Raw genomic sequence first — 14,577 nt, 5'->3', positions numbered from 1 at the left:
ACCCACCACTCAGGAGATTGCAATGACGCAACAGATCCGGATCGGCCTCTTCGGCACCGGTCGCATCGGACAGGTCCACGCCATGAGCGTGGCCGCCATCGAGGACGCGGAGCTCGCGTGGGTCTGTGACCCGTTCGTGGAGGGCGCCGAGCGCACCGCCGCCGAGTACGGCGGCACGGTCAGCACGGACCCGGCCGAGGTGTTCGCTTCGGGCAAGGTCGACGCGGTGATCATCGCCGCGCCGACCGCGACCCACGTCGACCTCATCGACGCCGCGATCGACGCCGGCGTCCCGGTGCTCTGCGAGAAGCCGATCGACCTCGACCTGGCGCGGGTGGACCACCTCCGCGCAAAGGCGGCCGCGGCGACGATCCCGATCGTCCTCGGCTTCAACCGACGCTTCGACCGGCACTTCACCGAGCTGCAGCGCCGCGTCGCCGCCGGGGAGATCGGCACCCTCGAGCAGGTCCTCATCACGAGCCGCGACCCCGCAGAGCCGCCGGCCGCGTACCTCGGGGCATCCGGGGGCATCTTCCGGGACATGACCATCCACGACCTCGACATGGCGCGCTTCTTCGTGCCGGACATCGTCGAGGTGACCGCACGCGGAGCGAACACCTTCAGTGCCACGGCCCGCGAGCTCGGCGACTTCGACTCCGCGGTGGTGACGCTCCGCGGGTCGGGCGACGAGCTCGTGGTCATCACGAACTCGCGGCACGCGTCCTACGGGTACGACCAGCGCTTCGAGGTCTTCGGGTCCGAGGGGCTGCTGCAGGTCGGCAACCAGACCGACACCCTCGTGCGCCGCTGGAACGCGGACGCCGTGGAGTCCCTCGAGCCGTACCAGAACTTCTTCCTGCAGCGCTACGCCGAGGCGTACCGGCTCGAGGTCGTCGAGTTCCTCAAGGCCGTGCGTGGCGAGCCCTCGCGGAGCCCCGGGTTCGAGGACGGCCGTGCCGCCCTGGTGCTCGCGGACGCCGCGGACCGGTCGGCGCGCACCGGGCAGTCCGTCGCGGTCGACCTGTCCCGATGAGCCCGATCAGCCGCGACCTCGTCGCCACCTGCTGGACGACCGCGGGGACCGCCGTGCCGGACGGACCGTCGGAGCGGAGCTCGTTCTCAGCGCGGGAGCGTGTCAGCGCCGCCGCGGACGCCGGGTACGTCGGGCTCGGCTTCGTCGTCGACGACCTCGAGGTGGTCCGCGACACGATCGGCTTCGACGCGCTCCGGGCGCACGCGGACCGCGTCGGGGTCCGGCACCTCGAAGTGGAGCTCGTGAAGGACTGGTGGCGCGACCCGGCACAGACCCCGTGGCGTGCACGCTGGGACCTCCTCCGCGACGCCGCCCGCGCCTTCCGGAGCCCGATGGTGAAGATCGCGCCGCCGCCCGCGCCCACCGTGGACTCGCTCGAACCGTACGTCGGGCCGTTCCGGCGGTTGGCCGACGAGGCCGCGGAGATCGGCACCCGCCTGGCGCTCGAGCCGCTCCCGTTCGCCGGCATCTCCTCGATGCCGCAGGGGTCGGAACTCGTCCGCGCCGTCGACCACCCGCACGCCGGGCTGGTCGTGGACTCGTGGCACGTGTTCCGCGCCGGCACCTCGCTCGACGAGCTGCGGCGCACCCTGGACCCAGCCACCGTGGTCGGCGTCGAGGTGAACGACGCCGACGCCGAACCGCAGGCGGGCCGCACGCTCTTCGAGGACACCCGGGACAACCGGCGCTACCCGGGGGAGGGCGCGCAGGACGTCGTCGGCTTCCTCCGGACGATGGCCGAGATCGGCTGGGGCGGGCCGTGGGGCGTGGAGATGCTCTCGGTCGAGCACCGCGCCAAGTCCCTCGCCGACGCACTCGACGCTGCCCGGGACACGACGCTGCGCTGCCTCGAGCTCGCCGCAGCAGATTTCCCCACAGCGGACGTTTCGTCCATTCAGCGATAAAAGCGCTATGCTCATCCAGTCCGACGCAACGACGCAGAGAGGATCAGACATGGTCGACCCGCAGGTGCTCAAGCACGGCGCATGGGACGTCATCACCCCGGAGATCGCAGGATGGGAGTTCGTCACCTTCCAGGTGAAGACCTTCGGTGCCGGCGAGACGGTCGAGCTGCCGGCAGACGGCAACGAGCGGGCGTTCGTGAACCTGCACGGTGACCTCGTGCTCACCGTCGGCGGCGACGAGTACCGCATCGGCGGCCGCGACACGGTCTTCGACGGCCTCGGACACACCCTGTACGTCCCGCGCGACACCGCCGTGACGATCACCGCCACCCCCGGCGCCGAGCTCGCGATCGCGACCGCCCCGGCCACCGAGCAGCACGAGGTCGTCCTCGTCACGCCGGACGACGTCGGATCCGCCACCCGCGGTGGCGGCACCGCCACGCGCCAGGTCTCGACACCGATGTCGCCGGCCTTCCCCGCCGACCGGCTGCACATCGTCGAGGTGTGGACCCCCGGCGGGAACTGGTCCAGCTTCCCGCCGCACAAGCACGAGCACGACATCGACGGCGAAGCGCAGCTCGAAGAGGTCTACTACTACCGCCTCCGTGACCCGGAGAACGGGTGGGCGCTGCAGCGGGTGTACAGCCCCGAGCGTGACTTCGACCTCGACGTCCCGGTCCGAGACGGCGACATCTGCCTCATCCCGTGGGGGTACCACACCACCGTCGCGGCCCACGACCAGGACCTCTACTACCTCAACGTCCTCGCCGGCCCCGCGCCGGAGCGCACGCTGCAGGCCGCCGAGGACCCGGCGCTCGCACCGGCCCGCGCCAAGTGGGACGACCTCGGTACGGACCCCCGGGTCCCGTTCGTCCCCGTCCGCCCCTGACCCACCACAGAAGGAAGTTCGCAATGGCGCAACACCCTCAGCCGACCCGCCGCCTCACGGTGGGCCAGGCGATCGTCGAGTTCATGCAGGCCCAGCACGTCGAGCGTGACGGGGTCACGAGTCCGTTCTTCGGCGGCGCGTTCGGCATCTTCGGCCACGGCAACGTCGCCGGCCTCGGACAGGCGCTCCTGCAGTACCAGGACGTCTTCCCCTACTACCAGGGCCGCAACGAGCAGGGCATGGTCCACATCGCCACCGGCTACGCGAAGACGAAGAACCGCCTCGGCGCGCTCGCCGTCTCCACGTCGATCGGCCCCGGCGCGACCAACATGGTCACGGGGGCCGGCACAGCGACGGTGAACCACATCCCGGTCCTGCTGTTCCCGTCCGACGCGTTCGCGACCCGGTCCACCGGCGCCGTCCTGCAGCAGCAGGAGCACCCGTACGCGATGGACGTCACCGCGAACGACTCCTTCCGTGCGGTCTCGCGCTACTTCGACCGGATCAACCGGCCGGAGCAGCTCGCATCGGCACTGCTCGAGGCGATGCGGGTCCTCACGAGCCCGGCCGACACCGGCGCGGTCACCATCGCGGTGCCGCAGGACGTCCAGGCCGAGGCCTTCGACTTCCCGGAGGCGCTGTTCTCCGACCGCGTCTGGCACGTCGCCCGCAACCGGCCGGACCGTGCCGCGATCCAGCGTGCCGCCGAGCTGATCAAGGGCGCGAAGAACGCGGTCGTCATCGCCGGTGGTGGCGTCGTCTACTCGGACGCGACGGACGAGCTCGTCCGCTTCGCCGAGTCGACCGGCATCGGCGTCGGCGTCACGCAGGCCGGCAAGGCGGGCATGCCGTGGGAGCACCGCCTGGCGCTCGGCGCACTCGGCTCGTCCGGGTCGGCGTACGCGAACGCGATCGCGAACGAGGCCGACGTGGTCATCGGCATCGGCACCCGCTACACCGACTTCACGACCGCCTCGAACACGATGTTCCAGAACCCCGACGTGGCGTTCGTGAACATCAACGTCGCCGAGGTCGACGCCGTCAAGGAGTCCGGCATCCCCCTGGTCGGCGATGCCCGCGAGACGCTCGCCGAGCTCCGCGCCGCGCTCGAGGGCTTCACGCTCGACGCCGACGTGGTCGCGTCGAACGAGCAGGCCGCGAGCGACTGGCGTGCCGAGGTCGACCGCATCATCGAGGTCCAGGACGGCCCGACGCTGTCGCAGGCCGAGATGCTCGGACTGCTGAACGCCTCCGCCGAGGCCGACGACGTCGTCGTCAACGCAGCAGGGTCGATGCCGGGCGACCTGCACCGGCTCTGGCGTCCGGGCAGCCCCAAGGGCTACGACATCGAGTACGGCAACTCGTGCATGGGCTACGAGGTCGCGGGCGGTGTCGGCGCACAGCTCGCCGCACCCGACCGTCGTGTCCACGTGCTCGTCGGCGACGGCTCGTACCTGATGATGTCGCAGGAGATCATGACCGCGGTGCAGGAGCACCTGCGCATGACGATCGTCATCGTCGACAACTTCGGCTACGGCTCCATCGCCGCACTGTCGGAGACGCTCGGCTCGCAGACGTTCGGCACCCGCTTCAACGAGCGCGGAGAAGCACTGCGCCACGACGGACGCCGGCTCGAGGTCGACTTCGTCGCGAACGCGGCGAGCTACGGCGCCGAGGTGTTCTCCGCGGACACCGCCGACACCTTCCGGAAGGCGCTCGACGACGCCCGCGCGTTCGACGGCACCAGCGTCGTCTACGTCCGCGTCGACGCGCAGGGCCGGTTCGGCGGCTCCGGCGCCTGGTGGGACGTCCCCGTGGCCGAGGTCTCGACCCTCGACAGCACGAAGGACGCCCGCGCCACCTACGACGAGCACAAGCGGGACCAGCGGCTCTACCTGACCCAGTCCGCCCCGCGCGTTCGAGAACTGGAGCACTCATGACCGACGCGACCGACGTCCTGGACCCGACCACGGACCCGGCGAGCATCGTCGCCGGGGTCCCCACGGGCCTCCTGATCGGCGGGGTGGAGCGAGCCGCGTCGGACGGCGCGACCTTCGACGTCCACAACCCCGTGGACGGCAGCGTGATCGCGACCGTCTCGAGCGGCACCCGGAACGACGCGCAGGCGGCCGTGGACGCCGCGGCGGATGCCGCCGCCGAATGGGCGGCGACCCCGCCCAGGAAGCGGTCCGAGATCCTGTCACGCGCCTACGACCTGATGATCGAGCGTGCCGACTGGTTCGCCCGACTGATCACGGCGGAGAACGGCAAGGTGTTCGCGGACGCGCGCGGTGAGGTCGTCTACGCGGCCGAGTTCCTCCGCTGGTACGCGGAGGAGGCCGTCCGGATCCCCGGGTCGCTGCAGACCGCGCCCGGCGGTGCGAACAAGATCCTGGTCGAGCACCGGCCGATCGGCATCGCGATCCTCGTGACGCCGTGGAACTTCCCCGCGGCCATGGCCACCAGGAAGATCGGCCCGGCGCTCGCCGCCGGCTGCACCACCGTCCTCAAGCCGGCGAGCGACACCCCGCTCACCGCGCTCGCGATCGGGAAGCTCTTCGAGGAGGCGGGCCTGCCCGCCGGTGTCCTCAACGTGCTGCCGAGCCGGTCCTCCGGCACCGTCGTCGAGCAGATGGTCCGGGACCCGCGTGCCCGGAAGCTCTCCTTCACCGGGTCCACCGAGGTCGGCGTGAAGCTCATGAAGCTCGCGGCGGACTCCGTCGTGAACACGTCGATGGAGCTCGGCGGCAACGCGCCGTTCGTGGTCTTCGACGACGCCGACCTGGACGCCGCGATCACCGGCGCGATGATCGCGAAGATGCGCAACGGTGGCGAGGCGTGCACGGCCGCGAACCGCTTCTACGTGCAGGAGGGCGTCGCGGCGGAGTTCTCCGCGCGGCTCGCCGAGGCCATGGGGGCACTGCGCACCGGCGACGGACTGGACCCCGACGTCCAGCTCGGCCCGATGGTGAACGAGGGTGCCCGCGACGACATCGCCCGTCTGGTCGACGGCGCGAAGGAGGACGGCGCGACGGTGCTCACCGGCGGCGCGTCGCCCGACGGCCCCGGGTGGTTCTACCCGGCCACCGTGCTCAGCGACGTCCCCGAGCACGCCCGGATCCTCAAGGAGGAGATCTTCGGGCCGGTCGCGCCCGTCGTGACCTTCCGGACCGAGGACGACGCCGTCCGGCTCGCCAACGGCACCCCGTTCGGCCTGGTGTCCTACGTCTACACGCAGGACCTCGCCCGCGGCTTGCGCGTCAGTGGGCGGATCGAGTCCGGCATGGTGGGGCTGAACCGCGGCCTCGTGTCCGACCCGGCCGCGCCGTTCGGCGGGATGAAGGAGTCCGGCATCGGCCGCGAGGGCGGCGCCGAGGGGCTCCTGGAGTACATGGAGTCGCAGTACATCGCGGTGAGCTGGTAGCGGCGAGCGGCTGCTCGCCGCACGCCGCTCGCTAGGACAGCGGGGTCGCCAGTTCGCTGGCGACCCCGCGCTGCAGTTCCGCCACGGACCCGAGTGCGGCGTCGACGAACTCGTCCGCGCGCTCCCGGATGTCCACGGACCGGCCGGCGATCGACAGGCACCCGACCAGGTCGCCGCCCGACCCGAGCACGGGGAACGCGAGCGCCCCGATCCCGATGGTCGCGTCGTCGAGCGAGAGCGTGTGGCCCTGGGCGCGGGTACGTCGGACGTCCTCGCGGAGCGCGTCGGCGTCGACGATCGTCTGGCTCGTCAGCGGACGGCGGTCCGGTCCGTCCGCCAGGTACTCCTCGACGTCGCGGGCGTAGGCGAGCACGAGCCGGCCGGCGCCACCGGCGTAGAGCGGGAGCGAGCGTCCCGGTGCGAGGGTCAGCACGCCGATCCCGCGGCCGGGAGCCCAGTCGATGCAGACGGCCTGGTCGCCGCGCGGCACGGTCAGGAACACGGTCTGCTCGGTCAGCTCGGCGAGGGCGTCGAGGACCCGTCGGGCCGACGACCACTCGGTCATGGCGGCACGGGCGGCATCGGCCAGGTGCAGCCACTTCACGCTGAGGCGCGCACGGTTCTCGTCCGTGGTCGTCGCCATGCCGACGGCCTTGAGCCCGTCGATGAAGCGGTAGACGCTGGGGCGGGGGAGGCCGGTGGCCTCGGCGAGCTCGGCCGGGGAGAGGTCGCCGCGTTCGGCGAGGGCCTCGACGACGGCCATCGAGTTGGCGAGGACGCGCATCGGCTTCCGCTCACCCACGACGGACCGCCGTCCCCGCGGACGCCAGGGCAGCACCGGCGTCGCCGTGCGCCGCGTCGAACCCGAGGTCCGCGCTGATCTGGGCCGCCGTGGACATCACGAGCGCCCCGAGCTCGGGCTCCCGGTCGACGAGCCGCTCACGCAACCCGCTGATCGACACCGCCGCGACCAGCTCACCGCGGTGGTTGAAGACCGGGCTGCCGAACGCGGCGATCCCGATCGTGACGTCCTGGTCGGACCGGGCGTAGCCGCGTTCACGCGTGGCCCGGATCCGCGCGTCGAGCTCCTCGGCGGACGGCACCGGGTACGGCAGGTCGTCGGCGGTCAGCAGCTCGTCGACGACCGCGTGCTGCTCCCCGGCGGGCAGGAAGGACAGGAGTGCCATGGGCGCGCCGCCCACGTGCAGCGGGAGCGAGTCGCCGACCTGCATCGCGACCGAGCGGACGTCGTGGCCCTCGATGCGTTCGACACACACGGCACGGGTGCCGCGGCGGTAGCAGAGCAGTGCGGCGACGCCGGCCGTCGACCGGAGGGCACGCATGCGGGGGAGCGCCAGACCGCGGACGTCCAGGGAGTCCTCGAGGACGCCGCCGATCTCCATGCACGCCAGTCCGAGGCGGTAGGTGCCGCGGGCCGGGGCAGCGTCGACCCAGCCCATCGCGGTCAGGCTCTGCAGCAGCCGGTAGGTCGAGCTCGTCGGTTCCCCGACGGCGTCCGCGAGCGCGCTCACGGTCAACGCGGTGGTCTCGGCGAGTGCGTCGATGATCGCACCGGCCTTGCTGAGGATCTCGATCCCGCCGTCGTCGGAGGCGCCGTCTGCCATGTGGTCATCCTCCCATGCGGCCTCGCCTCCGTTAATCTCACTCAGTAGACACCTCGTTCACGGAGTGATAGTTTGTGGACACCACCGCAGAACGAAGGAGTCGCCGTGACACGCAACGACGCGAGAGACGTCGAACACCTGGAGACCGTTGCCCGCGAAGGGCGGTGGCGTGTCCTCGAGACCGTCGCGTCCAGCGGCGCCGGGCACATCGGCGGACCGATGTCCGCGATGGACCTGATGGTCGCCCTCTACTTCCACCAGCTCCGGATCGACCCCGAGCAGCCCCACGACCCGGACCGCGACCGGTTCATCCTGTCGAAGGGCCACTCCGCGATCGGGCTCTACTCGGTCCTGGCGCTCCGCGGGTACTTCCCGGTCGACGAGCTCGCGACGTTCGACCACGGCGACTCCCGGCTGCAGGGGCACCCGGACATGAAGCTCACGCCCGGTGTGGACTCCTCCACCGGCTCGCTGGGCCAGGGCCTCTCCGCCGGTTCCGGCATGGCCATCGCCGCCAAGATGCAGGGCAAGGACTTCCACACGTGGGTCGTGCTCGGTGACGGCGAGATCGAGGAGGGCATGGTCTGGGAGACCGTCATCCACGCCCCCCGGTACGGCCTCGACAACCTCACCGCGATCATCGACCTGAACGGCCTGCAGCAGTACGGCTGGCCGTCCGGCGACCACGACCGCTACGACCGCAGCGAACCGATGGGGCACGTCAACCTGCCCGCCGTGTTCCGCGGGTTCGGGTGGAACGTGATCGAGATCAACGGCCACGACTACGACGAGATCCTCGACGCCTACGGCGAGGTCGACGCGGCCCGCGGCACGAGCGGCAAGCCGACCGCGATCATCGCGCACACGGTGAAGGGCAACGGCGTCTCCTTCACCCGCGCCACGTTCAAGTGGCACAACGGCGTCCCCACCGAGGAGCAGCTCGCCACCGCCCGCGCAGAGCTCCTCATCGACCAGAAGACGGAGGCCCTGGCATGAAGGCACAGCGCGCAGTGTGGGGCGACACCCTCACCGAACTCGCCGAGACCGACGACCGCATCGTCGTCGTGGACGGGGACCTGGCCACCTCGACGATGGCCGTCACGTTCGCCAACGCCCACCCGGAGCGCTTCGTCCAGGCCGGCATCGCCGAGCAGAACATGGTCGGGATCGCGTTCGGGATGTCGACGCTCGGGTACCGTCCGTGGCTGTCGTCGTTCGGCGTCTTCCTGACCAACCGCGCCCTCGACCAGGTCCGCATGCTCGTCTCGCAGACGAAGGCGCCGGTCCGGCTCGCCGCGGCCTACACGGGCCTGCTCAACGGGGCGAGCGGCAAGACGCACCAGGACATCGAGGACCTCTCCGTGATGCGGGCGCTGCCGAACATGACGGTGCTCGCCCCCGCGGACGAGACCGAGGCGGAGGCGATCATCCGCTGGGCGGCGGACCACGACGGCCCCGTCTACCTGCGGCTGGCCCGCGACGCCGTGGCCGACGTCTTCGACGGCGGCTACGAGTTCCGCATCGGCGCCCCGGTGCTGCTGCGCGACGGCGGCAGCGCGGCGGACGTCACGGTCGTCTCGACCGGCGTGCAGACCTCCCGCACCGTGCAGGCGGTCACCGCGGTCGAGGCCTCGGGCGCCACCGTCACCCACGTGCACGTGCCGACGATCAAGCCCCTCGACGACGACGCGCTCTGGGCGATCCTCGACGGCGCACGGAACGTCGTCACGGTCGAGGAACACTCCGTCGTCGGCGGGCTCGGCGACGTCGTCGCGGCGGTCCTCGCCGGCCACGCCAGCGGCGCGCGGCTGCACAAGGTCGGGCTCGCCGACTCGTGGGCCGAGTCCGGACCGAACGACTTCCTGCTCGACAAGTACGGGCTCTCCGTCGAGAAGGTGGCAGCCCGCATCCGCGACGTGCTGGGGGAGCGTGTCGGCGTATGAGCATCGCGCGTCCGACCACGTCCGTCACGTCCGGCATCCACCCCGGACCCGGCCTGGAGGCCCTGCACACCTGGGTCGCGGACGTCGCGTCCCTGACGGAGCCGGACCAGGTCGTCTGGTGCGACGGCAGTGACGGCGAGAACCGCAGGCTCCTCGACGAGATGGTCGCCGCCGGGTCCGTCATCGCGCTGGACGACGGGCTGCGCCCGGGCAGTTACCTCGCCAGGAGCGACCCGGCGGACGTCGCCCGCGTCGAGGACCGCACCTTCATCTGCTCGGAGGCCGAGGCGGACGCCGGGCCGACGAACAACTGGCGCGCACCCGCTGCGATGCGTGCCGAGCTCACGGACCGCTTCCGCGGCTCGATGCGCGGCCGCACGATGTACGTCGTGCCGTTCTCGATGGGGCCGGTCGGCGGTGCCATCTCGCAGGTCGGCGTGCAGGTGACGGACTCCCCGTACGTGGTGGTCTCCACCCGGATCATGACCAGGATGGGCGACGACGCACTCGCGCAGATCGGACCGGACGGCGTCTGGGTGCCGGCGCTGCACACCGTCGGCATGCCGCTCGTCACCGACGACGGCTCCCGGATCGACGACGTCCCGTGGCCGTCCAACCCGACGAAGGTGATCGCGCACTTCCCGGAGACCCGGGAGATCTGGTCGTACGGCTCCGGGTACGGCGGCAACGCGCTGCTGGCGAAGAAGTGCTTCGCGCTCCGCATCGCCTCGACCATGGCGCGCGAGGACGGGTGGCTCGCCGAGCACATGCTGCTCATCCGCGTCACGACACCGGCAGGCAGGGTCCTGCACGTCGCGGCGGCGTTCCCCTCCGCCTGCGGCAAGACGAACTTCGCGATGATGACGCCGACCGTCCCCGGGTGGAAGGTCGAGACCATCGGCGACGACATCGCGTGGTTGCGCCCCGGTGCCGACGGCCGTCTGTGGGCGATCAACCCGGAGGCCGGCTTCTTCGGGGTCGCGCCGGGCACGGGGCCGGACACGAACCCCGCCGCGATGACGACCATCCGCTCGAACACGATCTTCACGAACGTCGCCATGACGCTCGACGGCGACGTCTGGTGGGAGGGCGCGTCGGACGAGGCCCCGCGGCACCTCATCGACTGGCGCGGCGAGCCGTGGGAGCCCGGGAGCAGCAGTCCCGCCGCGCACCCGAACGCCCGGTTCACCGTCGCGGCCGACCAGTGCCCGACGATCTCCGACGACTGGGACAGCCCGGACGGCGTCCCGATCGACGCTGTGGTCTTCGGCGGACGCCGCGCGACGAACGTGCCGCTGGTCGCCGAGGCCGAGGACTGGGAGCACGGCGTGTTCTTCGGGTCCACGATCTCGAGCGAGCAGACCGCCGCGGCCGAGGGGCCCGTCGGGGAGCTCCGGCTCGACCCGTTCGCGATGCAGCCGTTCTGCGGGTACAACATGGCCGACCACTGGGCGCACTGGCTGGAGATCGGTGACCGGCTCGGGTCCAGGGCGCCGCGGGTGTTCCGGGTGAACTGGTTCCGCAAGTCCGCCGACGGGAAGTACCTCTGGCCCGGGTTCGGCGACAACGTCCGCGTGCTCGAGTGGATCGCGGCACGGCTCGAGGGGGACGCCGACGTGGACTGGAGCCCGATCGGCGGGCTCCCCGCGGTGGGTGAGCTCGACCTCGCGGGCCTCGACCTCGACGGCTTCGCGCTCGACGAGCTCTTCGCGGTCGACCCGGCCGCATGGTCCGCCGAGGCCGAGCAGCTCCGCGCGCACTTCGACCGCTTCGGCGACCGCGTGCCCGCCCGGCTGCGTGCACGGCTCGACCAGCTGTGCCGTCGACTCGAGGAGGCCGCGTGACCGGCCCGCAGGACGCATCGGCGCTGTGGGACGACTGGAACGCGCAGCTCGAGCTCGCCGAGGAGATGATCCCGATCATCGGGCGGCTGCACCGGCGGGACGGCGTCGTCGCCGGCATCCACGGACGCCGGCTCGTGAACCGCTCGGCGATCGAGATCGTCAAGGCGCACCGGTTCGCCCGGCACGTCGACGGGTCACCGTTGCCGCTGACGGAGTCGCTCGCGATCCTGCGGACGATCGACGCTGCCGGCAGCGGTCCGGCCTCCCTCGACCTCGGCGCGCTCGCCGCGCGGGTGCGGTCGGCGTCCGACGAGGACGCTGCCGCGACGATCGCCGCGCAGCTGCGGTCGGTGGACGCCACCGGCCCGCTGCCGACGACTGACGTCGTGCTCTACGGGTTCGGCCGGATCGGACGCCTGCTCGCCCGCATCCTGATCTCCCACCAGTCCCGCGCGACGGGGCTGCGGCTCCGCGCGATCGTGGTGCGCTCGGCGACCGGCGCGGACGACCTGGTCAAGCGCGCCAGCCTGCTGCGTCGCGACTCCGTGCACGGGCCCTTCGACGGCACGATCTCCGTCGACGAGGACGCCCAGGCGATCATCGCGAACGGCACCAGGATCGCCGTGATCCGGGCGTCCGACCCGGGCGAGATCGACTACACCGCGTACGGCATCGACGACGCGATCATCGTCGACAACACCGGACGCTGGCGGACCGACGAGCAGCTCCGTCGGCACCTGGTGGCGCCGGGGGCGTCCCGTGTGCTCCTCACCGCGCCGGGCACGGGCAGCGTCCCGAACGTCGTCCAGGGCATCAACGGGGCCGACGCCGAGGACGCGGACGTCGTCGCCGCGGCCTCCTGCACGACGAACGCCGTCGCGCCGGTGCTCGCCGCGCTCGACGCCGAGTACGGCGTGGTCCGCGGACACATCGAGACCGTGCACTCGTTCACGAACGACCAGAACCTGACGGACAACTTCCACAAGGCCGACCGTCGTGGTCGTGCGGCGCCGCTCAACATGGTGATCACCGAGACCGGTGCCGCCCGGGCCGTGGCGAAGGCCGTCCCCGCGCTCGACGGCAGGCTCACGGCGAGCGCCATCCGCGTGCCGACGCCCGACGTGTCGCTCGCCATCCTGAACCTGCGCCTCGGGCGTCCGACCGACCGGGACGACGTGAACGCGTTCCTCCGCAGCGTGTCGCTCGGTTCGGCCCTCCGCTCCCAGGTCGACTACGTGGAGTCGCCGGAGTTCGTCTCCTCCGACGTCCTCGGTTCGCGCTTCGCGGGGGTCGTGGACGGGCTCGCGACGCAGGCGAACGACGAGGACGTCGTGCTGTACGTCTGGTACGACAACGAGTTCGGGTACTCGTACCAGGTGGTGCGCGTGCTGGAGACGATGAGTCAGGCGCACCCGGCCGCCGTCCCCGACCGCGGACCACGAGAGCTCGCGATCACGACCTGATCGCGACGGGCACGCCCCTCTGCGGAGTCTCCTGTGGTGGGGGAAGGGCGTGCTCCGAGGGAGGAGGTCGCGCCGCGCCCCCGCAGTCCGCCTCCTCCCTCACCGCCCCACCCGGCGGCGACCCGCCCCGGCGTGACCAGGGTCGATGGTGCGCCGTGCGGGGCTCGGTTCAGGCGCCGGTGGTGCAGACCGTCGCGACCGGGCCGGTCGGTGCCACGACGGCGACCTCGTCGGCCGCGGCCACCGGAGCGACCGGCGCCGCGTTCGTGCGCCGCAGCCCGAGTCCGACGAGCACGACCGCGCCGATCACCGCGATCCCGCCCGCGAACCAGAAGTCCGCCGCGATGCCGAACGACGTCACCGCGATGCCGCCGAGCACCGAGCCGGCGGCGATGGCGAGCTGGATGGTCGTGACGAACAGGGCGAGCCCGGTCTCCGAGCCACCGGGTGACGCCGTCGACATCCACGTCTGCATCCCGAGCGGCAGCGCGCCCCAGACCAGGCCCCAGACGACGAGCAGCGCGAAGACCCCGACGACCGAGTGCGCGAGGAGCGGCAGCGCGATCACGGCGGCCGCGAGCACGATCTTCGACGCCCCGATGGTGCCGAGCACGCTCTTGCCGAGCGTGAACCCGGCGGCGAAGTTGCCGACGATGCCCGCGACGCCGAACACCAGCAGCGCCAGGGTGACGGTCTCCGGGCCGACGCGGACCAGGTCCTGCAGGTACGGCGCGACGTAGGTGTACGCCGCGAACTGCGCGGCGAAGACGAACGCAGCGGCGATGAGTCCGACGCGCGCCCGCGGGACCCGGAGCAGCGCGCCGAGCGTGCTGAAGCGGACCCGCTGCACCGCGGGGATGCTCGGCAGCATCGCGAGCTGGAGCACGAGCGCGACGACGCCGAGCGCGCCGCCGATCACGAACCCGAGGCGCCAGCTGGCGAGCGCGGAGACGAACGCGCCCAGCGGGAGGCTGACGACGGTGGCGACCGAGACGCCGGCGGTGATGAAGGACGTCGCGCGGATCACTGACGGAGCCGGGACGAGCCTCCCGGCGATCCCGGCCCCGATCGCCCAGAAGCCGCCGATCCCGACACCCAGCAGCATCCGCGCGGCGAGCAGGACCGCGAACGACGGCGCGATGGCCGCCAGGCCGTCGGCGACGACCAGGAGCACCGTCAGCGCGACGAGCACGACGCGGCGGTCGAGGCGTGAGGTGGCGACCGTGACCACGGGAGCCGCGACGGCGCCGACCAGGCCCGTCGCGACGACCATCAGTCCCGCGGTGCCGACGGGGACGTCGAGGTCGGTGGCGATGGCGGGGAGCAGCCCGATGGGCAGGAACTCCGAGAGCACCAGGACGAAGGACCCGAGTGCGACGGAGAGGACGCTGAGCCACCCGCGGCGGGCTGCTGACGATGTCATGGAGGCGTCAAAGCCGCCGGGGCCGGTT

At 71.9% G+C, this 14,577-nt stretch carries 12 protein-coding genes; 9 read left to right on the top strand and 3 right to left on the bottom strand.

The features are described 5' to 3' along the window. The first annotated feature begins 22 nt into the window (after positions 1–22). From iolG to ACIPJY_RS07070, 5 genes are read left to right on the top strand one after another with little or no spacing between them, the layout of a single operon-like run. Positions 23–1,033, top strand: a complete 1,011-nt coding sequence (gene iolG / locus ACIPJY_RS07090) for an inositol 2-dehydrogenase (RefSeq protein WP_400466072.1) — start codon at positions 23–25, stop codon at positions 1,031–1,033. Further along, entirely contained in the window at positions 1,030–1,938 is a 909-nt protein-coding gene (locus ACIPJY_RS07085) for a sugar phosphate isomerase/epimerase family protein (RefSeq protein WP_400466075.1), read from the top strand. Before iolG ends, ACIPJY_RS07085 begins: the two co-directional genes overlap by 4 nt. Before the next feature lie 49 nt (positions 1,939–1,987). Continuing rightward, positions 1,988–2,827: a 5-deoxy-glucuronate isomerase gene (iolB, locus tag ACIPJY_RS07080; protein ID WP_400466078.1), complete on the top strand. Its 840-nt coding sequence runs from the start codon at positions 1,988–1,990 to the stop codon at positions 2,825–2,827. Between the two features lie 23 nt (positions 2,828–2,850). Further along, complete coding sequence (gene iolD, locus ACIPJY_RS07075; protein WP_400466081.1) at positions 2,851–4,767, top strand: 3D-(3,5/4)-trihydroxycyclohexane-1,2-dione acylhydrolase (decyclizing); 1,917 nt, start codon at positions 2,851–2,853, stop codon at positions 4,765–4,767. Then, positions 4,764–6,251 (top strand): NAD-dependent succinate-semialdehyde dehydrogenase, encoded by a 1,488-nt coding sequence (locus ACIPJY_RS07070; protein WP_400466083.1) that lies wholly within the window; start codon positions 4,764–4,766, stop codon positions 6,249–6,251. Before iolD ends, ACIPJY_RS07070 begins: the two co-directional genes overlap by 4 nt. Positions 6,252–6,282: 31 nt before the next feature. Here the strand turns inward: ACIPJY_RS07070 and ACIPJY_RS07065 are convergent, their stop codons facing one another. Together ACIPJY_RS07065 and ACIPJY_RS07060 are read right to left on the bottom strand one after the other, a co-directional pair. Next, on the bottom strand, positions 6,283–7,035 hold the full coding sequence (locus tag ACIPJY_RS07065; RefSeq protein ID WP_400468157.1) for an IclR family transcriptional regulator: 753 nt from the start codon (positions 7,033–7,035) through the stop codon (positions 6,283–6,285). Positions 7,036–7,045: 10 nt separating this feature from the next. Then, positions 7,046–7,876 carry an IclR family transcriptional regulator gene (locus ACIPJY_RS07060; RefSeq protein WP_400466089.1) on the bottom strand — a complete coding sequence of 277 codons (831 nt, stop codon included), beginning with the start codon at positions 7,874–7,876 and terminating at the stop codon, positions 7,046–7,048. A gap of 105 nt (positions 7,877–7,981) precedes the next feature. Here ACIPJY_RS07060 and ACIPJY_RS07055 point away from each other — a divergent pair, with 105 nt between their 5' ends. Genes ACIPJY_RS07055 through ACIPJY_RS07040 form a run of 4 tightly spaced genes read left to right on the top strand, consistent with a single transcriptional unit; the run spans position 7,982 to position 13,126 of the window. Beyond that, positions 7,982–8,872 (top strand): transketolase, encoded by an 891-nt coding sequence (locus ACIPJY_RS07055; RefSeq protein WP_400466091.1) that lies wholly within the window; start codon positions 7,982–7,984, stop codon positions 8,870–8,872. Then, positions 8,869–9,819, top strand: coding sequence for a transketolase family protein (locus tag ACIPJY_RS07050; RefSeq protein ID WP_400466094.1), 951 nt, complete (start codon positions 8,869–8,871; stop codon positions 9,817–9,819). Before ACIPJY_RS07055 ends, ACIPJY_RS07050 begins: the two co-directional genes overlap by 4 nt. After that, a complete protein-coding gene (locus tag ACIPJY_RS07045) occupies positions 9,816–11,663 on the top strand; it encodes a phosphoenolpyruvate carboxykinase (GTP) (protein ID WP_400466097.1) in 1,848 nt (615 codons plus the stop codon). Before ACIPJY_RS07050 ends, ACIPJY_RS07045 begins: the two co-directional genes overlap by 4 nt. Further along, positions 11,660–13,126: a glyceraldehyde-3-phosphate dehydrogenase gene (locus ACIPJY_RS07040; RefSeq protein WP_400466100.1), complete on the top strand. Its 1,467-nt coding sequence runs from the start codon at positions 11,660–11,662 to the stop codon at positions 13,124–13,126. Before ACIPJY_RS07045 ends, ACIPJY_RS07040 begins: the two co-directional genes overlap by 4 nt. Positions 13,127–13,295: 169 nt before the next feature. Here ACIPJY_RS07040 and ACIPJY_RS07035 read toward each other — a convergent pair whose 3' ends face one another. Next, on the bottom strand, positions 13,296–14,549 hold the full coding sequence (locus ACIPJY_RS07035; RefSeq protein WP_400466103.1) for an MFS transporter: 1,254 nt from the start codon (positions 14,547–14,549) through the stop codon (positions 13,296–13,298). Positions 14,550–14,577 lie beyond the last annotated feature (28 nt).

Source organism: Curtobacterium sp. NPDC090223 (genome assembly GCF_044746585.1).
Taxonomy (GTDB): Bacteria; Actinomycetota; Actinomycetes; order Actinomycetales; family Microbacteriaceae; genus Curtobacterium.
Note: the sequence above shows the minus strand (reverse complement) of the source record. Positions and strands in the feature narration are given on the sequence as shown.